Origin of the sequence: Sphingobacterium sp. IITKGP-BTPF85, assembly GCF_001006065.1 — a bacterium.
Lineage (GTDB): Bacteria > Bacteroidota > Bacteroidia > Sphingobacteriales > Sphingobacteriaceae > Sphingobacterium > Sphingobacterium anhuiense.
The window spans coordinates 1-26,029 of record NZ_ASZT02000040.1 but is presented as its reverse complement, the minus strand read 5'-3'; the positions used below and the strand labels follow the sequence as shown (position 1 = coordinate 26,029).

Annotated in this window: 25 protein-coding genes and 3 pseudogenes; 18 read left to right on the top strand and 10 right to left on the bottom strand. The window is 36.9% G+C overall.

The genetic code is table 11. The features are described 5' to 3' along the window. The first annotated feature begins 8 nt into the window (after window positions 1-8). From L950_RS10225 to mazG, 3 genes are all read left to right on the top strand, one after another. Window positions 9-542 carry a hypothetical protein gene (locus tag L950_RS10225; protein WP_021188757.1) on the top strand — a complete coding sequence of 178 codons (534 nt, stop codon included), beginning with the start codon at window positions 9-11 and terminating at the stop codon, window positions 540-542. 142 nt (window positions 543-684) lie between these two features. Further along, window positions 685-2,172 carry a PLP-dependent aminotransferase family protein gene (locus L950_RS10220; protein WP_021188756.1) on the top strand — a complete coding sequence of 496 codons (1,488 nt, stop codon included), beginning with the start codon at window positions 685-687 and terminating at the stop codon, window positions 2,170-2,172. A gap of 53 nt (window positions 2,173-2,225) precedes the next feature. After that, window positions 2,226-3,032 (top strand): nucleoside triphosphate pyrophosphohydrolase, encoded by an 807-nt coding sequence (gene mazG, locus L950_RS10215; RefSeq protein WP_021188755.1) that lies wholly within the window; start codon window positions 2,226-2,228, stop codon window positions 3,030-3,032. 130 nt (window positions 3,033-3,162) lie between these two features. Here the strand turns inward: mazG and metA are convergent, their stop codons facing one another. Further along, window positions 3,163-4,107, bottom strand: a complete 945-nt coding sequence (gene metA, locus L950_RS10210; protein ID WP_021188754.1) for a homoserine O-succinyltransferase — start codon at window positions 4,105-4,107, stop codon at window positions 3,163-3,165. A 388-nt stretch (window positions 4,108-4,495) separates the two neighbouring features. Here metA and L950_RS10205 point away from each other — a divergent pair, with 388 nt between their 5' ends. Then, a complete protein-coding gene (locus tag L950_RS10205; protein ID WP_021188753.1) occupies window positions 4,496-6,040 on the top strand; it encodes a SulP family inorganic anion transporter in 1,545 nt (514 codons plus the stop codon). 68 nt (window positions 6,041-6,108) lie between these two features. Here L950_RS10205 and L950_RS10200 read toward each other — a convergent pair whose 3' ends face one another. Then, on the bottom strand, window positions 6,109-7,017 hold the full coding sequence (locus L950_RS10200; RefSeq protein WP_021188752.1) for a LysR family transcriptional regulator: 909 nt from the start codon (window positions 7,015-7,017) through the stop codon (window positions 6,109-6,111). A 282-nt stretch (window positions 7,018-7,299) separates the two neighbouring features. Here L950_RS10200 and hutH point away from each other — a divergent pair, with 282 nt between their 5' ends. The 8 genes and pseudogenes from hutH to kdsB all read left to right on the top strand — a co-directional run bounded on the left by hutH (window position 7,300) and on the right by kdsB (window position 15,651). After that, a complete protein-coding gene (hutH, locus tag L950_RS10195; RefSeq protein WP_021188751.1) occupies window positions 7,300-8,880 on the top strand; it encodes a histidine ammonia-lyase in 1,581 nt (526 codons plus the stop codon). Between the two features lie 3 nt (window positions 8,881-8,883). Further along, window positions 8,884-9,702 (top strand): hypothetical protein, encoded by an 819-nt coding sequence (locus tag L950_RS10190; RefSeq protein ID WP_231577060.1) that lies wholly within the window; start codon window positions 8,884-8,886, stop codon window positions 9,700-9,702. Next, window positions 9,609-10,136 (top strand): amidohydrolase family protein, encoded by a 528-nt coding sequence (locus L950_RS32745; RefSeq protein ID WP_231577058.1) that lies wholly within the window; start codon window positions 9,609-9,611, stop codon window positions 10,134-10,136. Before L950_RS10190 ends, L950_RS32745 begins: the two co-directional genes overlap by 94 nt. Before the next feature lie 196 nt (window positions 10,137-10,332). Next, window positions 10,333-12,146 (top strand): annotated as a pseudogene (locus L950_RS10185) (urocanate hydratase). Beyond that, window positions 12,136-13,095, top strand: a complete 960-nt coding sequence (gene hutG, locus L950_RS10180) for a formimidoylglutamase (RefSeq protein WP_021188748.1) — start codon at window positions 12,136-12,138, stop codon at window positions 13,093-13,095. The pseudogene L950_RS10185 and the gene hutG overlap by 11 nt, the downstream one beginning before the upstream one ends. Window positions 13,096-13,208: 113 nt before the next feature. Further along, window positions 13,209-14,206 (top strand): annotated as a pseudogene (trpS, locus tag L950_RS10175) (tryptophan--tRNA ligase). Window positions 14,207-14,224: 18 nt separating this feature from the next. Next, window positions 14,225-14,839 carry a deoxynucleoside kinase gene (locus L950_RS10170; RefSeq protein WP_021188747.1) on the top strand — a complete coding sequence of 205 codons (615 nt, stop codon included), beginning with the start codon at window positions 14,225-14,227 and terminating at the stop codon, window positions 14,837-14,839. A 68-nt stretch (window positions 14,840-14,907) separates the two neighbouring features. Then, complete coding sequence (gene kdsB / locus L950_RS10165) at window positions 14,908-15,651, top strand: 3-deoxy-manno-octulosonate cytidylyltransferase (protein WP_021188746.1); 744 nt, start codon at window positions 14,908-14,910, stop codon at window positions 15,649-15,651. A 1-nt stretch (window position 15,652) separates the two neighbouring features. Here kdsB and L950_RS10160 read toward each other — a convergent pair whose 3' ends face one another. The 4 genes and pseudogenes from L950_RS10160 to L950_RS10150 form a co-directional block, all read right to left on the bottom strand. Next, window positions 15,653-16,558, bottom strand: coding sequence for an aldo/keto reductase (locus L950_RS10160; protein ID WP_021188745.1), 906 nt, complete (start codon window positions 16,556-16,558; stop codon window positions 15,653-15,655). After that, a complete protein-coding gene (locus tag L950_RS26340; RefSeq protein ID WP_197086360.1) occupies window positions 16,548-16,868 on the bottom strand; it encodes an FKBP-type peptidyl-prolyl cis-trans isomerase in 321 nt (106 codons plus the stop codon). The genes L950_RS10160 and L950_RS26340 overlap by 11 nt, the downstream gene beginning before the upstream one ends. A gap of 45 nt (window positions 16,869-16,913) precedes the next feature. After that, window positions 16,914-17,254, bottom strand: a pseudogene (locus tag L950_RS26335) (FKBP-type peptidyl-prolyl cis-trans isomerase N-terminal domain-containing protein); the annotation flags it as partial. Window positions 17,255-17,260: 6 nt separating this feature from the next. Continuing rightward, window positions 17,261-18,247, bottom strand: a complete 987-nt coding sequence (locus tag L950_RS10150) for a glycosyltransferase family protein (protein ID WP_021188742.1) — start codon at window positions 18,245-18,247, stop codon at window positions 17,261-17,263. A gap of 148 nt (window positions 18,248-18,395) precedes the next feature. Between L950_RS10150 and L950_RS10145 the strand changes: the two genes are divergently transcribed. From L950_RS10145 to L950_RS32730, 3 genes are all read left to right on the top strand, one after another. Continuing rightward, the gene (locus L950_RS10145) at window positions 18,396-19,334 is read left to right on the top strand and encodes a zinc dependent phospholipase C family protein (RefSeq protein WP_021188741.1); all 939 of its coding nucleotides are present in this window, start codon (window positions 18,396-18,398) and stop codon (window positions 19,332-19,334) included. Between the two features lie 92 nt (window positions 19,335-19,426). Next, entirely contained in the window at window positions 19,427-20,254 is an 828-nt protein-coding gene (locus L950_RS32735; protein WP_052764384.1) for a TonB-dependent receptor, read from the top strand. Next, window positions 20,251-21,324, top strand: a complete 1,074-nt coding sequence (locus tag L950_RS32730; protein WP_052764383.1) for a TonB-dependent receptor plug domain-containing protein — start codon at window positions 20,251-20,253, stop codon at window positions 21,322-21,324. Before L950_RS32735 ends, L950_RS32730 begins: the two co-directional genes overlap by 4 nt. Window positions 21,325-21,359: 35 nt before the next feature. Here L950_RS32730 and L950_RS10135 read toward each other — a convergent pair whose 3' ends face one another. From L950_RS10135 to L950_RS32725, 3 genes are all read right to left on the bottom strand, one after another. Further along, window positions 21,360-22,082, bottom strand: a complete 723-nt coding sequence (locus L950_RS10135; protein WP_084825418.1) for a ThuA domain-containing protein — start codon at window positions 22,080-22,082, stop codon at window positions 21,360-21,362. A 156-nt stretch (window positions 22,083-22,238) separates the two neighbouring features. Beyond that, window positions 22,239-23,063 carry a 3-dehydroquinate synthase family protein gene (locus L950_RS10130; RefSeq protein ID WP_316930598.1) on the bottom strand — a complete coding sequence of 275 codons (825 nt, stop codon included), beginning with the start codon at window positions 23,061-23,063 and terminating at the stop codon, window positions 22,239-22,241. 151 nt (window positions 23,064-23,214) lie between these two features. Continuing rightward, entirely contained in the window at window positions 23,215-23,328 is a 114-nt protein-coding gene (locus L950_RS32725; protein ID WP_231577054.1) for an RNA-binding S4 domain-containing protein, read from the bottom strand. A gap of 173 nt (window positions 23,329-23,501) precedes the next feature. On the opposite strand from L950_RS32725, the gene L950_RS10125 reads away from it, so the two are divergent. The 3 genes from L950_RS10125 to L950_RS32715 are packed head-to-tail and all read left to right on the top strand — an operon-like array spanning window position 23,502 to window position 25,347. After that, window positions 23,502-24,695 carry a proline dehydrogenase family protein gene (locus L950_RS10125; protein ID WP_021188739.1) on the top strand — a complete coding sequence of 398 codons (1,194 nt, stop codon included), beginning with the start codon at window positions 23,502-23,504 and terminating at the stop codon, window positions 24,693-24,695. 41 nt (window positions 24,696-24,736) lie between these two features. After that, a complete protein-coding gene (locus tag L950_RS32720; protein ID WP_231577052.1) occupies window positions 24,737-25,018 on the top strand; it encodes a hypothetical protein in 282 nt (93 codons plus the stop codon). Continuing rightward, window positions 24,988-25,347 carry an HAD family hydrolase gene (locus L950_RS32715; protein ID WP_316930597.1) on the top strand — a complete coding sequence of 120 codons (360 nt, stop codon included), beginning with the start codon at window positions 24,988-24,990 and terminating at the stop codon, window positions 25,345-25,347. Before L950_RS32720 ends, L950_RS32715 begins: the two co-directional genes overlap by 31 nt. Here L950_RS32715 and L950_RS10115 read toward each other — a convergent pair. After that, window positions 25,344-25,958, bottom strand: coding sequence for a hypothetical protein (locus L950_RS10115; RefSeq protein ID WP_021188738.1), 615 nt, complete (start codon window positions 25,956-25,958; stop codon window positions 25,344-25,346). The two genes, L950_RS32715 and L950_RS10115, sit on opposite strands and share 4 nt — an antisense overlap. Window positions 25,959-26,029 lie beyond the last annotated feature (71 nt).

The window sequence follows — 26,029 nt, the reverse complement described above, 5'->3', positions numbered from 1 at the left end:
AATTGCACATGATCCATGTTTTCAATTATTTATCTTCCAGTTTAGGGAAAACAGATGAGTCAGCCAATATTTCATTGGCAAAACAAATCGTCAGCGCAGAGGACAATGAAGCTATTAAAGAATTAATTCAATTATTACAAAGCAAAAACAAAAGGATCCAACACGATTGCATCAAAGTTCTTTACGAAATTGGGTACTTATCCCCTATTATGATAGCGGCATACTATTTGGATTTTATCACGCTGTTAACAAGTAAGGATAACCGCTTACAGTGGGGAGCTATGACAGCACTGGATGCTATTCTTCTATTACAACATGAAGCTATTTTCCCGCTCCTACCACAACTAATTGCTATTGCTGAACAAGGTTCTGTTATTACAAGGGATAAATGTATTGCTATATTAATCAAATACTTATCATTGGAGCATGAAGATGTATTTCCGTTATTACATGAACAGTTACTAAAATGCCCGCCCAATCAGCTTCCAATGTACGCGGAACAGGCTTTAAAAGTTGTTCCAAGACAATTAAAACTGACCTAAGCAAAATGCTCACAAATCGCTTAGACGGTGTCGAAAAAGAATCCAAAAAAACAAGAATTAGAAAAGTAATCAAAAAACTCCAAGAGTAATCTAATAATACTTAACTTTCCGGACTATTTAATAATTTCAATTTATCCAACATATGAATAGTCCGGGTCAAATTCCTTTCAACAGCTTTATCAGCCTGAATAGACTGGATGAAACCTCCATTTATGTACAACTGGCACAACAAGTCATTCACGCCATTCAGCGCGGTTTTATACCTATCGGAACAAAACTGCCCGGAAGTAGGCAGCTGGCGCAAACACTATCTATACATCGCAATACAGTAGTTGCTGCATTACAGGAGCTCGAATCACAGGGTTGGATTGAAACCAAACCAAATGTAGGATCATTTGTACTTCGAAATACGTCCAAAGCAAGGAAAAATAGTGAATTTTCGCAAACAATAATCCAAAATCAGTATGCGGACCAAACTGGTTATGATTTTGAAAAAAGTACAATATTAGAAAATCCTTTTGAAACCTCTACATGTATCTTAAAATTTGATGACGGCATTCCTGATAGTAGACTATCTCCTTTGCAACAGCTTTCTAAGTTTTATACCGCAAATCTAAAACGAAAAAAGAACACTAAATACCTAGGATATTCAGATCAAAAAAGACCAGCCACATTTCGAGAACAGTTGTGCAATTTTTTAAATCAAAGTAGAGGTCTGCATATCCAACCTAAAAATCTATTGATCACACGGTCTGTTGAGATGAGTACCTATATCATTGCTCAAACCTTACTACAGGCAAACGATTTAGTCATTGTAGGACAACCAAGTTATTTTGCAATAAACATGATCTTCCAACAGGCCGGGGCTAGAATTAAATCCATTCCAGTAGATCATGAAGGAATTGTTGTCGAATCACTTGAACAGATCTGTCTTACACAAAAGATCAGATTGCTTTATCTGACACCGCATCATCACTATCCCACGACAGTGACACTTAGTCAGCAAAGAAGAACGATCGTATTAGCACTCGCTTCAAAATATGGTTTTGCCGTCATTGAGGACGATTACGATTATGACTTCCATTATGATGATGCCCCCCTTCTCCCTATGGCAACTGTGGATTATGATGGGATGGTTATTTATACAGGAAGCTTTGGTAAATCATTAGCGCCTGGTTTCCGTACAGGTTTTATCGTCGCACCTGAAAACCTAATCAAAGAATTACAAAAGTTATTAAATATCATGGATCATCAAGGTGACTTTGTCATGGAGCAAGTATTAAGTGATCTAATTGAAGAAGGTGAAATACATCGCTATTTAAAAAAATCAGTCAAACTGTATAAAGAAAGACGCAATTATATGAGTTATTTACTCGCCCGTGAATTACATGAATATGTCGACTTCGATATTCCTGCCGGCGGTCTTGCTCTTTGGACCAACTGGAAAAAAGATATCAACTTAATTCATTTACAGAAGCAATGCGCAAAAGCAAATCTATTTCTTCCAAAAACACTCTTGTATCAAGCTAAAGATATGACCGCAATCCGAATTGGTTTCGGCAATCTTACTGAATCGCAAATGGAAAATAGTGTGACCATTCTTCGAGACTCATTAATGACAATAAAATAGAAGCATGCTATTTTTCATCTTTAAATCCCTAATTTTGATCTAAATTTTTCAATATGAGTCACCCCATTCCTTCAATTGAGTCTACTCCTGCTACGGCTTTTCAACGTTTATTGGATGTTTTATATACACTTCGCGTAGCTTGCCCGTGGGATAAGAAACAGACCATGCAGTCCTTACGTCATCTAACCATCGAAGAGTTGTATGAACTTACAGACGCTATCTTAGATGAAGATTATCCCGAAATCAAAAAAGAACTAGGAGATGTTATGATGCACCTGGTCTTTTATGCACGTATAGCAGAAGAGGAAAACCATTTTACGATAGTAGATGTACTCAATAGCATTTGCGATAAATTAATCAGCCGTCATCCCCATGTCTATGGCGATATTGATGTAGAAAATGAAGAACAGGTTAAAGAGAATTGGGAGACCCTCAAATTAAAAGAAGGAAACAAATCTGTTTTATCCGGCGTACCTAAAGGTCTGCCTGCTTTAGTTAAAGCCTATCGTATACAGGATAAGGTACGTGGTGTAGGGTTTGATTGGGAAGATAAAAAAGAAGTATGGGCAAAAGTAGAAGAAGAACTAGCGGAGTTCAAAGCTGAATATGACATTGATAAACCCGAAGAGTCAGATTTAAATAAGGCTGAGGCCGAATTTGGTGATTTGCTTTTTTCATTAATCAATTATGCACGTCACATTGGTATCAATCCTGAAAATGCACTGGAACGAACCAATAAAAAATTCATTAGCCGCTTCACCTACCTTGAGCAAAGAGCTAATCAAAATGGACAAAATCTCCAAGACATGACACTGGAAGAAATGGATATTTATTGGAATGAAGCTAAAAAATTAAGCTAATTATAAATAGAAGTTTATTTTTCATAACAGATCCGAAACATCCTGCTACAAAGAAATTAAAGCTCGATCTTGTACCGCACTATTATACAGTACAAGATCGAGCTTGCTCATGATAGCTTAAAAGCTAATATTAATTTTGTCTCTTAATTTCTTCCAAAGATTCAAGTTCATTTAAATAAAAAGGAGTCTCTTGATAAACATAGTAATTCAACCAGTTATTAAATAGCAAATTCGCATGACCAGACCACCTTACTAATGGTGACTGTGCTGGATCATTATTTAAATAATAATTATCTGGCACCTCAATTTCTAATCCTTTCTCCACATCACGCATATATTCAGTATGTAAAGTAAGTGGAGCATATTCTGAATGACCAGTTAAATAAAATTCACGTCCACCTCGTGATGATAGTATCGCAAGACCTGCTTCAGGAGATTCAGACAAAAGCTCAATTTCTGGTTTATCTTCAATTTCAGATTTTAAAATTGTCGTATGTCTACTGTGCGGGATAAAATACTCATCATCAAAACCTCTAAATAGAGGATTAGCTTTATCTAAAGTAGTATGTTTGTATACTCCAAACAGTTTCTCCGCTAATGGTGTTTTTTCAACGCCGTAAAAATGATAAAGTGCCGCTTGCGATGCCCAACAAATATAAAGTGTAGACGTCACGTGCTTTTTTGCCCAATCAAAAATACGAGTCACTTCATCCCAGTAGTTAACCTCTTCAAATGGCATCATCTCTACTGGAGCACCTGTAATGATCATCCCATCATAGTACTGATCTTCCACTGCAGAAAACGATTTATAGAACATTTCCAAGTGTTCTTGAGGTGTGTTTTTAGACATGTGAGTATCTAATCTCAAAAACTCCACTTCTACTTGCAAAGGATTATTAGACAGCAACCGGATAAAATCAGTTTCTGTTGTAATTTTCAAAGGCATTAAATTCAAAATTAGAACCTTCATCGGACGGATATCCTGTTCGTTGGCTCTAAGATCACTCATCACAAAAATATTTTCTTTTTTTAATAGCTCAATAGCTGGCAAATTATCTGGTATTTTGACTGGCATATGCTTCCTCCCTCACCTTGGTTTAGTTTGGGCATAAAGATAAAAAAATTTAAATGAGTTATCTCACCCATCGTTGATAATAGCTATAATAAATAGAATTAGAACTGATTTTAAAACAGACCGATACATCCTTAAAATTATGATGTCCATTGCTCAAAAACACTTAAAACCACTAATATTACGATAAAACACAACTCTTTAGGCGATTTAAGAGCTACCATCGAATATTAAAAACACATCTACCAGAAAAAAAACTTGACACAGGAATGAAAATCTGCCCCCCACTCTTTATAAATCATAATACCTCCCGACATAAATTTTATTGCTTTTTAAAACCTTTCTCAGGAACGATAGTTGTATGATAAGAATACATTAAACACTCTTAATTATGAACCTATTACAAAATTGGAAAAAAGATATCCCGGCGAGTATTGTTGTGTTTTTTGTTGCTCTACCACTCTGTTTAGGAGTCGCTCTGGCGAGTGGGGCGCCTGTTTTCTCCGGAATTATCGCGGGAATTATAGGCGGTATCCTTGTAGGACTGCTATCAAAATCTACCATAGGAGTATCAGGACCAGCGGCAGGCCTAGTGGTCATCGTCTATACCGCTATCACAGACCTAGGGGCATACAATATCTTTTTAGTCGCAGTGGTTATAGCCGGTTTAATACAGATTGTTCTTGGATTATTAAAAGCAGGCGTAATTGGATATTACTTCCCTTCATCCGTTATTAAGGGTATGTTATGCGCTATCGGTATATCTATTTTCCTAAAACAGATTCCGTTGGCATTCGGATACACAGAGAAATTTTCGTTCAAAAATTTTGATGCATCTTATATTACTACCGGAGCTATAATCATGACAATTATTTCCTTAACCATACTTATTATATGGGATAATTTTCTTGGTAAAAAATCCAACTTCTTCAAATTGTTACCAGGCTCCCTTATTGCTGTAATTGTTGGTATTATTTACCAGATCACGATTGGAGATACAAACCATGAAGTATTTTCTATTGATCAGGACCTCCTGGTCAAAGTACCTGTACCTGAAACAGTAACCGACTTCCTGGGACAATTTACACTACCCGATTTCGCAAATGGAATAGCAAATCCAATGGTATGGCAAATTGCATTTACCATCGCCATTGTAGCCTCTTTAGAATCCTTATTATCCGTAGAAGCTACCGATAAATTAGATCCACTAAAACGTCAGACACCAACCAACAGAGAGCTAATAGCACAAGGAATAGGTAATTCATTTTCAGGTTTAATAGGTGGGCTTCCTATTACACAAGTTATCGTTCGCTCATCAGCTAATGCGATGAGTGGTGGAGTGTCAAAACTATCAACTATTGTTCATGGTCTCTTGCTTGTACTCAGTGTCATCTCCATTCCTGCATTCCTTAATTTAATCCCTAATGCAGTTTTAGCAGCAATCCTATTGGTTATCGGTTACAAATTAGGCAACCCAAAACAATTCTTGGACATGAAAAAATTAGGAAAAGATCAATTAATTCCATTTGTAGTCACAGTAGTTGGTATACTCACTACAGATCTCCTTAAAGGTATTATTGTCGGTTTAGTTGTAGCAGTAGTTGTGTCACTTATCAAATCCTATAATAATTCCCATGTTATGCTGGTCAAGGAAGGAAACGTTTTTCATATGAATTTTGCAGAAGAGGTAACTTTTGTCAATAGAGGAGCGATCGTAAAAGAATTAGATGGATTACAGCCTGGTTCTTACTTAGAATTAGACGTGCGCAAAACCAAAATATTAGATTACGATATCATTGAGTATTTAGATGAATTTAAAGTAAAAGCAAAAAACAACAATATCAACATAAAACTTATTTCCGAACGAGGAACAGTGGACAACCCCGACTCGTTTAGAGAATTCTTCGGATATGTATTAGTTGGTAGTGCTCATTAAAACACCGCTGAATAGCCATACACGATTAAACTATAAAAGCATACTGATTTAGTATGGACTTTTATAGTTTAATCTTCATCCGATAAATTCAATTCCTTCTGAATAACATTTAAAAACAGATCAATTCCTGCATGATTTACATTCGCATTATAGATTAATGATAAAGTGGTTCGCTGTTCAATATGGTTTAAATCAATAAAATTTACTTTAGAAGTATATCCTTTTTTTAAAGATGCCGGTACAATTGCAATACCCAAACCCTGCTCTACAAGATTGAAAATTGTCAAAGCATTTACCGTCCGCAAAGCAACATGCGGTTCAAATGAAGCATCTCTAAAAATACTCATCACCAGATCATAATAAGAATGACTATAATCTTTGGAAAACAGAATAAACAGTTCATTTTTAAAATCATTTAATGTTTTAAAATTTGCCGTCTGAATGGGATAATCGTGAGGAATAACCAACGAAAAGTGTTCTTTGATGATTGCGATATGACGAATCCCATTTGGAAAATTATCCAAACGCACGAGTCCAAAATCAAGTTCTTCCTTCAACACCTTGGTAATCTGCATCTCATTAGAAAGCTCCTGTAAGTCCACCTCAACTGCAGGAAAATCTTGTTTTAATCGAACCAGTACTTTAGCAAGAATAGATTGTACTGCTGAACCGATAAACCCAAGACGAAGTTCAGTGATATCGTCTGATCCCATAACACGAAGCTCACGAGCTATTTTATCCATTTGATTAAATAAAATATCAACCTCCTTTTTTAGGTAAAAGCCTGCTGCTGTAAGTCGAACATACCGTTTCCCTCTATCAAATAAAGTTGCTCTATAAATATCTTCCATCTGTTTAATCTGACGAGATAAGCCAGGTTGAGAAATATAAAGCCTTTCTGCCGCTTTTCTAAAATGTAACTCCTCTGCCAAAACTTTAAAATAATACAGATGCCTTAATTCTATTTGATAACTCATAGTAATCAATACTTGCCAAATTGGTATTTATAATTATTAAATATAGGAGTTAAATTTGAAATAACGGAATGAGATTAACAGCTATACGCACGATAGAACGTTTAGGAAACAAAACCAATACACAGGCAACTTTTTCTAAATAATTAAGTACGATTCATGTATAAATAGTTCAAAATGCAAAAGTGTAATAATGGTCACTCCCTCTTAAAAAGCAATGTATAAATCAAATGGAAAGGATAGACAGATTTTGACGATCCTTAATCAACATAATAATTTATTCTAATGGTAAATAAAACTAAAAAATTTCAGTACGGCGAAGATACCATGACCAGCTCGCTAGCAATTCAGATAGCGAATGGAAATATTAAAGGTCAATTAACTGAACAAACAGTAAAAAAAGTTGTTCAAAGTGCACAATATGTTCAAGAAATTGTTGATTCCGGTAAAATAGTATATGGTATAAACACAGGTTTTGGTCCACTTTGTACTACGCTGATAAATCCTGCAGATACTAAAAAACTACAAGAAAATATTCTAAAAAGCCATGCAGTAGGTATAGGAGAGCCCATCGATCAGCAATTGTCTAAATTAATGTTAATTTTAAAAGCGCATGCCTTAGCAAAAGGATATTCAGGTATTCAACTAAGCACGTTAGAGCGCATTCTATGGTTTATTGATCAGGATATCGTTCCAGTGGTTCCTAAACAAGGATCAGTGGGTGCCTCTGGAGACCTAGCCCCTCTTTCGCACTTATTTTTACCTTTAATAGGATTAGGAAAAGTCTGGTATAAAGGTGAAATTCTTCCAACAGCTCAAATATTAACACGATTTGACACCAGCCCGATTACGTTAGGAGCCAAAGAAGGATTAGCACTCATTAACGGAACCCAGTTTATGGCAGCTCATGCCGTAAAAGCGGTCGTGGAAATGCAAAATCTCTTAGATAATGCAGATTTGGTTGCCACATTGATGATTGAAGGGCTAAATGGATCCATTAAACCTTTCTTTCCACAATTGCATGAACTGAGACCATACAAAGGAAATAAATATGTAGCAAGTACGATCTTCAACTTATTAGAGACCTCAGAAATTGTTACATCACATAAAAACTGTTCTCGTGTTCAAGATCCATATTCTTTACGCTGCATTCCACAAATACATGGAGCTTCTCGCAATGCATGGCTTCATTTAAAAGAAACCATAGAAGTTGAAATTAATGCCGTAACCGATAATCCGATCATCATCGACAGCGAACTAACCATTAGTGGCGGTAGTTTCCATGGACAGCCAATTGCACTTCCTATTGATTATGCAACATTGGCGATATCAGAAATCGGCAATGTTTCCGATAGACGTGTATATCTGTCACTAGAAGGCGATACGCCCAATGTACCAAAATTACTCCTCAAAGAAACAGGCCTGAACTCTGGATTTATGATCTTACAATATAGTACAGCAGCATTAGCAAGTGAAAATAAAGGGCTTTGTTTTCCATCCAGTGCAGATAGCATACCTACTTCTTTAGGTCAGGAAGATCATGTGAGTATGGGATCCATCGGTGCCCGAAAATTATTGCAGGTCATCAATAATGTTAGTAAAATATTAAGTATAGAACTTATTTGTGCGGCCCAGGCTTTTGATTTTCACAGACCGCTACAGTCAACGCCTATCATTGAGGCTGTACACCAAAAGATCAGAAAATCGATTCCACATATCAAAGAAGATCAAATTATGGAAGAGATACTTCAAGCTGCTCAACAGCTTATTTCTTCGGGAACTTTGATTACAGAAGCAAAACAAATTGCACATAAGCAAGGTATACCTTATCACGGTGTTCATCAGGAATATTTCAACAACTATTAAACTATGGGTAAAAAATTAATAGGTCCTTTCTCACAATTGTTATCATTGGCAAATGTTCCGGTTAAAGGAGCGCTTTCAGACCAGCAACTCGTAATTAAAGAACACGCTGGTATACTAACGGAAAATGGAAAAATAACAGCTATTGGTAATTACGATGGTTTAAGGGAGAATCATGCTCATGATGCAACTTTAGTAATCATAGAAGAGGAGACTGTTTGTGTTCCCGGCTATATCGATTGTCACACACATATTGCTTTTGCAGGGAATCGAGCTAATGATTTTGCCCTGCGTAATGCCGGTGTCAGTTACCTCGAAATTGCAAAAGCTGGTGGAGGTATCTGGAGCACAGTACAACATACCCGAAATGCAAGTGAAGCTGAACTGATCAAAAATATTATCAACTGTTCAAAGGCACTTATAAAACAAGGTATCACCACCATTGAAGTGAAAAGTGGCTATGGTTTATCTGTTAAAGAAGAGTTAAAAATACTGCGAGCTATAAAAAAAGCACAAGAATCCATAGCCGTTGATCTCATTCCAACTTGCTTAGCAGCACATATGAAGCCCAAAGACTATGAAGGCACTGCAGTAGACTATCTTGAAGAAATAGCATCTGAACTATTCCCTATATTAAAAGAAGAGCAGCTTTCCAATAGATTGATGCTTTTATCGAACAAAGCGCCTTTTCTGCCGACGATATTCAAAATTACTTTACTAAGGCGCAGAAAATGGGTTTTGATATCACGGTACATGCAGATCAATTTTCCACGTCAGGATCGAAAGTTGCGGTTCAGTATAATGCAATTAGTGCAGATCACCTAGAGGCATCACATGAAACAGAAATTAAACTTCTGGCCGATAGCAATACCGTTGCCGTCGCCTTACCAGGTGCATCAATCGGAATTGGATGTGCATTTACCCCTGCCAGAAAACTTCTTGATCAAGGCGCTAGCTTAGCCATTGCCACTGACTGGAATCCCGGATCTGCTCCAATGGGACAATTAATGACCCAAGCGACGATTTTAGCTACTACAGAAAAATTATCCAATGCTGAAGTATTCGCTGCAATAACATTTAGGGCTGCATTAGCTTTAAATCTGACGGACCGTGGTCGTCTACAGCCAGGTGAACTTGCAGATTTTGCTATTTACAAAACCAATAATTATCAAAATATTACATACATGCAAGGAACACTAAAACCTGATCAGGTATGGAAAAAGGGAATTAATATCTATACGAAAGGAAAAGAATCATGATATTTAAAGAAGAAATTCTACAAGGAATACCAACTAGTCTACCACCTAAAGTTTCTTATGATAAAAACATAAGTCATGCTCCTAAGCGAAAGGATATTCTATCGGAAGATGAAAAAAATTAGCCATTAAAAATGCATTACGCTATTTTCCAGTGCAGTGGCATGTAGAACTTGGAAAAGAATTTTTAGAGGAATTGATGCTATTTGGCAGAATCTACATGTACCGCTTCCGCCCTACCTACGAAATGTATGCTAGACCAATTGAAGCGTATCCTGGAAATAGCCTACAGGCGCGTAGCATCATGTTAATGATACAAAATAACCTAGATCCACAAATAGCGCAACATCCTCACGAACTAATTACCTATGGTGGAAACGGAGCTGTTTTTCAGAACTGGGCACAGTATTTAATTACAATGCAATACTTGGCCCAAATGAATGACGAACAAACCCTACATATGTACAGTGGCCATCCAATGGGGTTATTCCCATCTTCAAAAGATGCTCCAAGGGTTGTCATTACAAACGGCATGATGATTCCCAATTATTCCAAACCCGATGACTGGGAACGTTTTAATGCAATGGGGGTTACACAATATGGCCAAATGACGGCGGGCTCATATATGTACATCGGACCACAGGGAATCGTACATGGTACCACGATCACAGTTATGAATGCCTTCCGAAAACAATTGTCAAAAGAAGATACAATCCACGGGAAAGTCTTTTTAACATCAGGTCTTGGAGGCATGAGTGGTGCACAACCTAAAGCGGGAAATATTGCAGGGTGCATCACGGTATGTGCAGAGGTTAATCCTGCCGCTGCTCGCAAACGGCATAAACAAGGATGGGTGGACATCTTAATGGAGAACATGGACGATCTCATAGAACGCGTTCAACAAGCTATTAAAAATAAAGAAATTATCGCCATAGCCTACATAGGCAATATAATAGAAATATGGGAAGCATTCCTAGATGCTAATATTTATATTTCAGTTGGATCTGACCAAACCTCATTACACAATCCTTGGGCCGGAGGTTACTACCCGATCGGACTAAGTTTTGAACAATCAAATAAGCTAATGGCAGAACAGCCCGATGTATTTAAGGCACAAGTTCAGGCATCCTTAGTCCGTCACGTCGACGCTATTAATGCCCATGTCGCGCGTGGTACTTATTTCTTCGATTATGGAAATGCATTCTTACTTGAAAGTAGTCGCGCAGGAGCCGCTGTATTGGCGAGTAATGGTATTGACTTCCGATATCCATCTTACGTACAGGATATTTTAGGTCCCATGTGTTTTGACTATGGATTTGGTCCATTTCGCTGGGTATGTTCGACAGCAGATCCAGAAGATTTAAAGACAACAGACCATATCGCACTTGAGGTACTTCAGGAATTAAAAAAGACAGCATACCCTGAGATTAAACAGCAATTAGCTGACAATATCAAGTGGATTGAACAAGCAGATCAAAATAAACTGGTTGTCGGTTCACAGGCCCGGATTCTATATGCTGATGCAATTGGTAGAATTCGAATTGCTAAAGCATTTAATCTTGCGGTAAGAAATGGTCAATTAAAGGGGCCGATTATTTTGGGCAGAGATCATCATGATGTAAGTGGAACAGACTCACCATACCGGGAAACAAGTAACATTTATGACGCAGTAAATTCACAGCCGATATGGCCATTCATAATGTAATCGGTGACAGCTTTAGAGGCGCTACTTGGGTTTCTATCCATAATGGTGGTGGAGTTGGTTGGGGCGAGGTGATTAACGGTGGTTTCGGCTTATTACTTGACGGTTCCGAAGATGCAGACAGAAAACTTGAAAATATGCTCTTTTATGATGTTAATAATGGTATTGCCCGCAGAGCATGGGCTCAAAATGACACCGCAAGACAGGCTATAGAAATAGAATTAAAACGTACTACTACGTTGAAAGTAACCCTAGCAAATCTTGTTGATACAGACACGATGAACCAAATTTTCAAGGATTATGAAAACTAAAAACCAGAAACATTATACTCCGGCAGATCGAAAAATGTGGACAGGACGTATAGATGGGACAAGCGAAGAACATCTGCGTTGGCATCAGGTAATCACATGTATCGATCTTAATGATGAACAGGATCTTACGGATTGCTATGTCATACTGGGTTTTGCTTGCGATGAAGGTGTTAGAAGAAACCTAGGAAGAACAGGTGCGGCAAAAGGACCAGAAGTTTTAATAAAAGCATTGTCAAACCTGCCAGTATTTCGAGATAAAAAAACGAAACTCGTTGATGCCGGGACCGTTTATTGTTCCGACCATCAACTGGAAAATGCGCAAGAATCTCTTGGCTATTTTATCCAACTTATACTGCAATGCGGAGGCTTTCCAATGGTATTAGGGGGTGGTCATGAAATTACTTTTGGTCATTATCTAGGACTCAAGTCGTATTCCCGCAATAAACTCGGGATCATTAATTTTGACGCCCATTTTGATATCCGAAAACCAGAACAGGAAATTGCAACTTCCGGTACAGGTTTTTACCAAATTGCACAGCAAGAAGAAAAAATCAATTACCTACCTATCGGAATACAAAAAATCAGCAATACACAAGCTTTATTTGATGCGGTAAAAGATTATCAGATAAACTGGATAGAAGCTCAACATTTTCACAAGGCAAATAGCGAGGCAATTATCCAACAAGTTGAGTCATTTATAGCAGGAATAGATTACCTCTACCTAACCGTCGATTTAGATGTTTTTGCTGCAAGCTGTGCACCAGGAGTTAGTGCATTGGCCCATAACGGAATCCAGCCTGATGCTTTTTTCTTAGAAATTTTTCAACTAATCATTTCTTCAGGAAAATTAATAAGTATGGATATCGCAGAATTTAATCCGGCGTACGATATTGACAATCGTACTGCTAAATTAGCAGCGGACCTACTCTTTCATATTGTTAACCGTTAAATCTTTTGCTATAATTTAATTGCTAGCAATCCATTTTTTAATCGCAAAAAAAAGCAAAAGAAAAAATTCCTAGAACTATATTTAGGGAATTTATCCGTAAATTCGCAAGCAATATGGAAACTGTTGTCAGTGGTATTAGAAGTACCGGAAAATTACATTTAGGAAACTATTACGGCGCATTGAGCAATTTTGTGAAAATGCAAAATGAATATAATTGTTATTTCTTCATAGCCGATTTACACTCTTTAACTACGCACCCAACTCCTCACGGTCTGCAAAGCACCGTACGTCAAGTGATTGTTGAATATCTTGCTGCAGGTATAGACCCTGAAAAATCAACGATATATGTCCAGTCTGACGTACCTGAAGTAGCAGAACTTTATTTGTATATGAATATGAACGCATATCTGGGAGAGCTGGAGCGCGCTACTGCTTTTAAAGATAAAGTGCGCAGCAATCCTGATAATGTGAATGCAGGACTGTTAACATACCCTGTTTTGATGGCTTGCGACATCTTAATTCACCATGCACAAAAGTTCCTGTTGGTAAAGATCAAGAGCAACATTTAGAAATGACCAGAACATTTGGTAACCGTTTTAATCGTTTATACGATGTCGATTATTTCAAAGAGGCATTTGCTTTTACCTATTCAGATAAATTAGTTAAAATCCCTGGTTTAGCGGGACAAGGAAAAATGGGCAAATCCAATGGTGAGGCAGATTGTATTTACTTGTCCGATAGTGCAGATGTAATTCGTAAAAAAGTAATGCGTGCTGTATCTGACTCTGGTCCAACGGAAATGAACCAACCTAAACCAGAAGCTGTTCAAAATCTTTTTGATTTGATGAAAGTTGTGTCAGCACCCGATACATTAGAACATTTTAACGATCTATATAACAATTGCGCTATTCGTTACGGTGATTTTAAAAAACAGTTAGCAGAAGATATGGTCATTGCAACAGAGCCTGTACGGTCACGCATTGAAGATATTTCAAATGATGATGCGTATATTGCTAAAGTAGCGAAATTAGGCGCTGAAAAAGCGAGTGAATCAGCACGTAAAACATTGAAAGAAGTACGTGAAATCATTGGCATTAAAAGATTTTATTAAGATTTAAAACCCAAAAATATGCATATTGCTATTGTCGGAAATATTGGTGCCGGAAAAACAACCTTAACAAAACTATTAGCGGATCATTTCAAATATGAACCTCAATTTGAAGCGGTAGATAACAATCCTTATTTAGAGGATTTTTATGCTGATATGAAACGTTGGTCATTCAATTTGCAGATCTTTTTCTTAAATAGTCGTTTTCGACAAATTGTTGAATTGCAAAAAACAAATATTGATATGATCCAAGATCGTACAATTTATGAAGATGCATACATCTTTGCCGAAAACTTGTACGATATGGGCTTAATGAGTGCGCGAGATTTTGAAAATTATAGCAATATTTTCCAGAGTATCATCCATTATATCAAACCTCCAGATCTATTAATTTACTTGAAGGCTTCCGTTCCAACACTTGTTAACAATATTCAAGTGCGTGGTCGTGATTATGAATCCGGAATTCGATTGGATTATTTATCTAAATTGAATGAAAAATACGATAAATGGATTGATAATTATAAGGATGGTAAATTAATGGTTCTTGATAAAGATAATTTAGATTTCACGAAAAACCCGGAAGATTTAGGTACTATCGTTGAAAAAATTGAATCGCAATTATTTGGTTTGTTTTAATCAAAAAATTTAGATCATTGAAAGGCCAGTTTTAATGCAAGACTGGCTTTACTTTTAAAACTGAAAAAATGAAAGTAATCGGTATTATTCCAGCACGCTATGCCTCTTCCAGATTCCCTGGTAAACCATTAGTTGGTATTGGTGGTAAATCCATGATTCAGCGTGTCTATGAACAAGTTAAAAATACGAGCTGTTTACATGAAGTAATCGTTGCGACAGATGATGACAGAATAGCTGAACATGTAAAGAGCTTCGCAGGAAATGTCATCATGACCGCCTCTTCGCATCAGTCAGGAACAGACCGCTGTGCAGAAGTTATAGCCAAGGTAAGTGGATTTGATATCGTCATCAACATACAGGGTGATGAACCCTTCATCAATCCGTTACAGATCGAGTTGCTAGCATCCTGCTTCGATAAGGAAGAAACACAGATTGCCACACTCGTCAAAAAAATCCATACAGAAGACGAACTGTTTAATGTAAATATACCAAAAGTGGTTCGTAATATTGCCGGACAAGCAATCTATTTTTCAAGACAGACCATCCCCTATCTAAGAGGAATCGAACAGAAGAATTGGTTATCAAAACATAGCTATTTTAAACATATCGGAATATATGGCTATAGAACTGATGTTTTAAAAGAGTTAACGCAATTGCCTATCAGTATTTTAGAAGAGACAGAAGCTCTTGAACAACTGCGCTGGATAGAGCACGGATACACTATTCAAACAGCAGAAACAGAGCATGAAACAATCGCTGTAGACACACAAGAAGATTTAGAACGTATTATACAAACGTACTTCACATCCTAGATTAACGGTGTTCTGTAAAATACAATGCACGAACACCGCTTAGTAACTCTATTTTCTCTGCTCCTGTTAAAGAACGGACTTGCTCTTTAATCTGTATCAATTCCGTTAATTGCAAGGGTGTATTTATACCCAGTAAAGCAGCAGTAACCGCCTCATTCGAAAGAACAAAAGAAAGTGCCACAGTCAGATTATTAACATGGTGTTTTTTTGCAAATGCATGTAGATTGCGAATGATATGCTGTACTTCACTTGAGCTATATTGCAGAAAATTCTCAGCTTGTTTATTGATCAACATCCCTTTAGCTACTGCACCTCTTGCTAGAACAGAAATACGATGATGCAATAAATAAGCTCCCATTTCTTCCTCTAAACGTCTATCCAATAAACTGTACTGCATCATAACGGCACTGATATTAGATTTTGCTACGTACTCGCGAATAACATTAGAACGAATAGAAGACAAACCGTAAGTTCGAATTTTGCCCGCACTAACCAGTAAATCGAAAGCTTCGATAATTTCATCAATAGGATCTTCAATGGTACCACCATGCAGCTGGTAAAGATCAATATAATCTGTTTTTAATCGAGACAAAGATGACTCAACAGTTTTCACGATATAACTTTTTGACGCTTTCCAATCCCATCCATTTCCATCGGCTCGCCAGCTATTTCCAACTTTTGTAGATAAAACAATGCGTTTTCTAAAGTCCTGTACCGCTTCCCCTACCAGCATCTCGTTAAATCCTTTTTCATATAAGTCAGCAGTATCAAAAAAATTGATACCGCTGTCAAAAGCTTTACGGATAATTTCAACCCCCTGCTTGTGTTTACTACCTTTCAAAGACATGCACCCCAAGCCGATACTGGAAACCTCGATTGCTGATTTACCTAACTTATTATACTGCATCCTTCACGAAATCCAATAACTCAATATCAAATATTAAAATGCTATTTGGAGGAATAACACCCATGTTTTGACTTCCATATCCTAATTTACTTGGTACATAAAAACGATATTTTGCTCCTTTAGACATTAAAGGAACACCTATTTTCCAGCCTTCAATCACGCGATCTAATTTCATTTTTAGAGGTTCATTACGATCTAATGAGCTATCAAATTTCTTTCCATCCAATAAAGTTCCTGTATAATGTACTGTTACTTCGTTTTCTCGGGTCGGTTTTTCCCCAGTGCCTTCTACCAATACTTCATACTGCAAACCCTCTTCCGTAGTTTTTACAGTTGTTTTTTTAGCATTTTCTGTAAAAAAGCCTGCTCTTTGGCAAGATTTTCTTTCTCCTTTATTTCTCTCGCTTCGGTAACTGCGCTTTGGATAACCATGCGCAATTGATCTTCTTCAATCAAAGAATTTTGACCATCAAGAGCACTAACTATTGCTTTACCGATTAACTCTTTATTCCAATTTGTAATCTCTAAATTTTTCAATGTACCACCAATGTCACGTCCAAAAGCATATGACACGGAGTCTGTTTTAGTCGCTAATAATGGTTTTACAGCTGTTGTTTTCTTTACAGTTTTCTTTTTTTGTTGTGCCGTTACAGATAGTGTAGCCAAAGACAATAATGCCAAAGCAATATATTTCATATAATTTTAAGTATGTTTTGACACAATATTAGTAATAATTTCTTGAGTATTGTTCTTATAATCGACAACAACTCGCGATTTACTATTTAGCCAAGCCTCTATAGATAGCATATTTTTTTGTTTTAAGCTCGAAATAACGGGTACACCCATCTCCTCCAGTGCCGCAGCATTCAAATGTTGCTCATACTGATTTTTCATTGGAACCACCAACAATTTCTTTTGAAGGAACAATGCCTCCGCTGGGGTTTCAAATCCAGCCCCACATAGCACTCCCGAAGAACTTGCCATACTAGCAATAAATGCATCATTGTTAATAGGACGTATCGCCACATTCTTCATATCAAAAGCCCGCGAATTATGCTTACTGAAGACCTGCCAACTGATATCTGGAAATTTCATTAAATGTTTCAACAGATGTGCATCATCATATGCCGGTAAATAAACAGTATAGTGCCCCTTATCCTGAACATCCAGCTCGCGCACGGAATTACGAATGACAGGAGTGTAAATGTTCTTATTATAGCTTTTAAAATGAAAACCGTAAGCATGCGCCGTGGGAGCATAATTCTTCATAATAAATTTACCCAGCATATCCGTCTCATCTGGTTTGGGACTGGAAGCATCTAACGCTGCGATCTGATGACTCAAACCAATACAGGGAAAATCCTTCATATGAGCAGACCAGGCAGATATGGGTTCAAAATCATTAATAACAAGATCATACTGATCTATGGGAAGTGATTTGATTTCTTGTGTAAATTTACGAACAGTAGAACTCATAAATGTCTTCCAGAGATCTACCCCTCCTGATTTCCCAAAAATAAAACTCAAACCATGCAGGCGATATTTCACTTCAAACGGTAAAACTAAATCCGCTTGGATTCCACTCACCAAAACATCAACCTCTCCAAAATTACGTAAACAGGGCACAACATCCATCGCTCGACTGAGGTGGCCATTACCTGTACCCTGTACCGCATAAAGTATTTTCATAAACTTCGCGATTATTTATCGGCAAAATAAAAATTTTTCATGACAATAAAGTTAAATTTAGGTTACGTTTTTTGTTCTTAACAAAGAATACATTTAAAAATGCGAAGGATATTTTGTAACTTACTATTTATTAACCAATTGTTTCAACATGAAAGGATTATCAATTATAATCTCTTTATTTATTATATTTATAATATGTAGCTCATGGGGATTTTTTGCACATAAAAAAATTAATGAATATGCCGTTTATACCCTTCCTCCAACATTAGCTTCCTTTTATAAGAAAAATATTCTCTTAATTAGTTCAAAAGCCGTAGACGCAGATAAAAGATGCTATATAGATAGCCTTGAATCGCCCCGCCATTATATCGATATTGATGATTATAACGAGCCCTCGATTGACTCGATCCCCATTCACTGGACAAAAGCCAAAGAAAAATATCAGGAAAAACAGCTCTTGTTAAATGGAATTGTCCCTTGGCAAATATCATTTTCCTACCATAAACTCGTCAAAGCATTTAAATTCAAAGATATTAGACAAATCATCCGTCATTCTGCAGATCTAGGGCACTATATTGGTGATGCTCATGTTCCTTTACATACAACCAAAAATTATAACGGACAATTAACCAACCAAATTGGAATACATGCATTTTGGGAAAGTCGTTTACCAGAAATGTTTGTCAAAGAGTATTCATTTATAAAAGGTCCAGCAAAATTTATTGAAGATCCATTGCATACCTCCTGGAATATCGTCAAACAAAGTAACTTGCTTGTTGACTCAGTACTTGCACTTGAAAAACAACTGGATAAATCTTTTTCAAAACATCAAAAATATTCCTTTATAGAGCGAAATAATCTACTGATCAGAACCTATTCCGATGAATATGCCAGGGCCTATCATACTGCCCTCAATGGCATGGTTGAAAAAAGAATGGCTAGTGCTATACAAGTAGTGGGGTCATTCTGGTATTCTGCTTGGGTTGAGGCCGGACAACCAGACCTCAAAAATCTACAAAAAGTAACGATAGATGACCAGCCCCTTGATATCAATAATAAAAAAAATATGGGCAGAGAAGAACTATAAAACAACCGGACTATATTCTTTTTAAAAACTGGCACCCTGCAATTAAACAATACATACCTACTTTTGTCCGGTAAATTTTAAGAAGAGCCATAATGAGTAAGAATTTAACGCTATTAGCATTATCCTTAGTTGGATATTCTTATGCTTTTAGTCAAGAAGTAACTAATAATAAGACGTTAACTTTAAAAGATACTACAAATTTAAATGAAGTTATCATTAATCAGAACCGTCTACAGATTCCATTCTCTAAGCAGACCAGAAACATTCAAATTATAACGCAAGAAGATATTAAACGTCTTCCCGCAAAGTCTGTTAATGAACTTTTAGCTTATATTAATGGTGTGGATATCCGCCAAAGAGGTCCTTTCGGTTCACAGGCAGACGTCACAATCGATGGCGGATCATTTGAACAGACCTTGATCCTACTAAATGGAGCAAAAATATCAGATCCACAAACGGCCCATCACTCCCTTAATCTTCCCATTCCTACCGACGCTATTGAACGGATCGAGATCATTAAAGGACCAGCATCCCGTATTTATGGAATCAACAGCCTAACCGGGGCTATTAATATTGTCACAAAAACAGTCTCAGAAAATCTGATCAGTGCACAGGCGTATACCGGAACTTCTTTTAAAAACAGTGAGGATACACAAAACGGAAAATATTACGGCAAGGGTTTTCAATTGGGATTTACCCATAAAATTGCACAATTCAGTCAGCAGCTGTATTTAGGCCATGAAGATTCCAATGGTCAACGCTATAATACAGCTTCAAAAAACAATAAAATCTATTACCAAGGAGCGTATGCACCCGACTCTCTAAATAATATATCGACTCATTCGGGTATATTGACAATCAATTTGGAGCCAACGGATATTATGCTGCCCCCGGAGACAAAGAATCCTACGAATTGGTGAAAACAGCTTTTGCAACTATACAGTCCAAACATAAACTATCCAATGCACTAACGATATCTCCTAGAATTTCGAACAGATACAACGAGGATGATTACCGTTATTTCAGACATGACCTGAGCAAAGCAAGAAGCCAGCACTACAACAATGCCTTTATGGCCGAATTAAATGCGACATACGAACAAAATTATGGCTCATTCGGCCTTGGAGTTGAAAGCAGATTCGAAAATATCAACAGTTCAAACATCGGTAAGCACAGCCGCGAGAATTATGGTGCTTATGTCGAATTTAAAACTGAAATGATCAAAAATTTATTTATTAATGTAGGTACCTACCTCAATTATAACAGTGACTACAACTGGCAGGTTTTCCCTGGAATAGATCTTGGATATGATATCAATAATCATTGGAAATTGATTTTTAATGCAGGATCGAGCCAAAGGATACCCTCATTTACAGATCTTTACTTAAATCAGAGACCTGCAAACATTGGAAATTCTTCACTTCAAGCCGAAAGAGCAAAACAAGTTGAAGGAGCTATAAAATATACCAGCGGAAATGTTATTGCACAGGCAGGATATTTTTATAGAACAATTAATGATTTTATTGATTGGACACGTAATCTGAACACTGAGCCTTGGCAGCCTCAAAACATGGACAATAATGAAGTCCAGGGATTTAACGTCAATTTCCGTATTAATATTAATCCTCAGAATTCCATTACAAAGTATTATGCTGTTATCGGATACAGCTATTTGAATCCCAGAATAAAAAATAATACTACAGAAAATAATTTATCAAAGTACACTATTGAAAGCCTAAGAAATCAGGCAAACCTAAACTTTACTATAAGTCACAGGGATTGGAGTTTTACCACTGCCAATCGTTTTAACGAACGTTTATCTTACAAATCGTACTTTATTTCAGACGTACGTTTAGCACGTCAAATCGACAAGTTAAATCTTTATGTTGACGCGCAAAATCTATTTAATGTCAAATATATAGAAGCCGGAGCTGTACCCATGCCAGGTACCTGGTATTCCTTAGGTGCCAAATATACAATTGCTTATTAAACAAAATAGGTCAGCCTAACTAGACTGACCTATTTTTATTTCTTTTTCAGGACATATCGGAGACCTCCCAGAACATGGGTCTGAAATTTTTCCTCATCAAAAGCCTCTAAGGTGTGACCTAATCCCGTATAGAATGATCGGCCTCCATCAAATTCCTGATACCACGCTATTGGATGAAATTTCCCCATCTTTCCCCCTTTATAACTTGTTTCATCCAAATCCATCAAAATATGAAGCCCCTCCTTTACCGATTTAAAATCATACCATTCATCGCGGTGAAACCATATCTTTGGTAAATGCTTTGTCGCAAGATGCTTCTGGTTTACAACCCGGATTTGAGCATCCTGAACGGCCGGATGTGAAGAAAAATACCCCCCCACAAGTTGTCCGTACCAAGGCCAGTTAAATTCCGTATCACTTGCAGCATGTATACCTAAAAAACCTTTACCTGATTGAATAAAACGGACAAAAGCAGCTTTTTGACTTTCATTAAAAATATCACCCGTTGTACTCAGAAAAACTAAAGCATCATATCGCGAAAGAATAGAATCCGTAAACAATTGACTGTCCTCAGAATGATCTACTAGCATATTTTTTGAAGATATCAATTGCTTTAAAACAGCAACCCCATGTTCTATACTTTCATGTCTAAATCCAGTAGTTTTTGAAAAAATCAAAATTCTTTCCTGCGCACTCAATTGGGTAACAAAGAAAATAGTGAAGATAAATGATACTCTTTTAATTATGCTGCACATCATGTTGTTAGGTTTATGCGATTAAATTACGATAAAAATCTAAACTTTCTATAATTAAGTCTTCCGTAACAAAAATATCATAATCACAAGAACCAATTTTATTCAATAAAGCGAAACCAATCTGATTAGAATGATTTTTCTTATCATTATTCATTAAACTCAACAATTCATGATCAATAGAATCATCAAATTGATAATCAGCAAAATTCTTTCTAACGTTGTTATTAAATCCTCTAATTCTTCTAATGAAAGACCATTCAATTTATGTGACAGATAGCCTTCGCAAATCATACCGACAGCAATAGCCTCGCCATGTAGCAACGAATGTTCATCATGAAGTAAAGAATAACCTTCTATTGCATGACCAATAGTATGCCCAAAATTTAAGATTTTCCGTAAACCCTTTTCTGTTGGATCCTGGGTTATGACCGTGTTTTTAACCCCAACGGAATGTCTCACATGCTCGGTCGTTATAGCCGAAACATCCAAATTTTTAACCTTATTATAGTACGCCCCATCAAAAATTAATCCGTGCTTGATAACCTCCGCAAAACCAGAAACCAACTGTCTTCTTTCCAATGTTTTCAAAAACACACTAGCGATAAAGACAGCCTGTGGCTGCGTAAAAGTCCCGATTATATTTTTATAATTATCTAAATCTATTCCCGTCTTACCACCTACAGATGCATCCACTTGAGACAATAATGTTGTCGGAATCTGAATAAAGTCAATACCACGTTTAAAAGTAGAAGCCGCAAATCCCCCCATATCCGTGACCACACCACCACCTAAGTTAATCAACAGACTATGTCTGTCAGCCCCAAAGTCAAGCATTGTTTTCCATACACCGATACAGAAATCAATATTCTTATTTTCTTCACCAGGATCAACCTCAATCACATCGTAGTTTCCCAATTCAGCTAAAATTGGCTGTACAACAGGCATACAGTTATCATTGGTATTGCGATCAACTAAGACAAAAATCTTTGAGTAATTTCGTTCCTGTATAAAGGTTTTTAGAGACTGTAATGAGTCATCAAAGACTACTTGATAGCCTAAACTTCTATAAATTGCATTTCTAATGGATTCAGTTTACGTTTTTTATAAACAAATTTTGTTATATCTTATACCAATTTTACTTGTTGACCCTCAAACTCGACGATATCATCGGGTCTAACTTCATTCTTTTCCTATACTCTACCTGACCATTAACGGTCACCATCCCCTCAGTAACAACTAACTGAGCCATAGCACCATGCTCTACCCAATTAAAGCTTTAAGTAACTGAATTAACGGAATATATTCTCCTTCGATTTTGAATGTTTGCATAAAGCAAAAATAAGTTAATATTTCAGGAATCTCCTAATCAATAAGTGGTAATATTTTTGAATTTAGTACATTTGTGTGGATTAGATTAAAATAATGACACAGATTGCTGAACCCAGAAAACTATCTTTTGATAATACAGAAATTGCATTCAAAAGTAAAACCGATAAAGATTTAGATCGTGCTTATTTACTGTATAAAGTAATAGCAAGTAATTTCTTAGTAAAAGTCGGACCTCCAATTACTAATTTTGCTCTAAATATCGGACTACCTATCCAAGGAATCATTAAGTCAACCATTTTCAAACAGTTTTGCGGTGGCGAAACAATTGAAGGTTGTACATCTGCAATCAATCACCTAGGAGAAAACAATGTGGGTACAATCCTGGATTATTCTGTAGAAGGAGAGGATACTGAGGCCGCATTTGATGCTACTTTTAAAGAAACATTACGCACAGTAGTTGCTGCAAAAACAAATAAATACATACCTTTTTCAGTATTCAAACCTACAGGGCTTGGCCGTTTTGAATTATTTGAGAAAGTAAACGCAAACGAAACGTTAACAGAAGCAGAGCAAGCAGAGTACAACAGAATGTACGATCGATGTGATGAAATCTGTAAAGCCTGTTACGAAGCTAATGTTAAAGTATTAATTGATGCTGAACACTCTTGGATTCAAGATGCCATTGATGACATAGCCCGCGATATGATGGAAAAATACAATAAAGAACAACCTATTGTATACAACACCTATCAATTGTACAGACATGATAAATTAGCCTCTTTAAAAGCTGATTTTGATTATGCAAAAACACAAAACTTCTTTTTAGGTGCAAAAATCGTACGTGGCGCCTATATGGAAATTGAAAGACAGAGAGCAGCTGAAAAAGGTTACCCATCTCCTATTCAACCTACAAAAGAAGCAACAGACAAAGATTACGATGCCGCTATTCATTTCATACTGGATCATATCGATCGCTTTGGTGTTATGGCAGGCACACACAATGAAGCAAGTAGTCTTTTGTTAGCAAATGAGCTTGACAGACGTGAAATAGATCATAGAAGCGACCGTATATTTTTCGCACAATTGTTGGGTATGTCAGATAATTTAACATTTAATTTATCTGAATCAAACTACAACGTTGCAAAATATATGCCTTACGGACCGATAAAAGCTGTTATGCCTTATTTATTCCGTAGAGCACAAGAAAACACATCAGTAGCTGGTCAAACAGGCCGAGAGCTGGGGTTAATCATTAAAGAGAAACAAAGAAGAAAAGCTAGTCGTTAAGACTAGCTTTTTTTATAAATTTGTACCTTCAATAATCAGATATGTCAGCCGAATCAATAGAGAAATTCAACAAACTCAATAAAATAGCAGAACCATACGACGCCTTACTTTTTGATGTCGATGGAACCTTAGCTGACAATATAAGTGCGCATAAAGCAGCCTACGTAGCTACAGCAGCAGAATACAATGTCCTGTTGGATGATAGTCTAATCGACGAAACCGCAGGATGGCCAACCATAGCTGTTGCAAAAGAAATCTGTATCCGCTATAACACCACTTTTGATGTTCATGAATTTTCAAAAGAAAATCAGCCATCTTTATAGAACAGTTCATCCAGCAGACACAACCTATTGATTATGTTGTCGAACATCTAAAATACCAGATTGGAAAGAAACGTATTGCGGCTGTTTCTGGAGGAACCAGATCAACATTAAACATCACACTAACCGTCCTTGGAGTACTTGATAAATTGGAAACCTTGGTGTGTGCCGGTGATACTCCTAATGGAAAACCATCGCCTGAGCCATTTTTATTAGCGGCCGAGAAGCTTCAGGTTGACCCTGCTAAGTGTTTAGTTTACGAGGACGGAATCCCAGGAGTACAAGGAGCTTTGGCTGCTGGAATGGGTGCTGTTCGTATTGATCAGCTTTAAAAACTCGTTACAACCTTTAAACCTCCATTGGTATAATTAAAGTCAGTAGATTTAAGACCCCCAACAGGAAGTTTGACAAATGGCTCTACGGCTATGGACAACTTCTTACCTACTGTCATCTTTTTTCCAATGGAGAGATTAACAAATCCATTAAAATCATTCGTATTTACAGCACTTCCTTTAAATGTTTGTTTAACGTTTTCAGGAGAAGATACCGCCTGACCATTATTAGCCGAAGTATTCTCATTGATGCCATTTACAAAATAATTTTCTTGTGTCTGATCCAAAACCCCAACGTAGGATACCCCAACGGAAGTGTAGAATGATTTACTTACATGATAACGCACATCTACCGGAATATCAATCGTTAAAAGTTTATTATTAACAGCACTTAATTCTTTATCGACAGTTTGTCTAGCCAAAAGTAAAGATTCATTATTTTTCATGACAGGACTATTAGAAACAGCATCATTAAACGCCATACCAGCTGACTGCACTGCTCCTAAGTTATTTTGTCGATCTACTCCGGCCCCATACTGCTGCATAGAAACGCCTGAACGTATACTGATCTTATCGGTAATTTGATACGCTAAACTTAATCCTCCCCCCATACTCATCTTATCGACTTGTTGAAGACGGGAGCACAAATGCGCCTACCTCCCACTTCTTATGGCAGATGCAA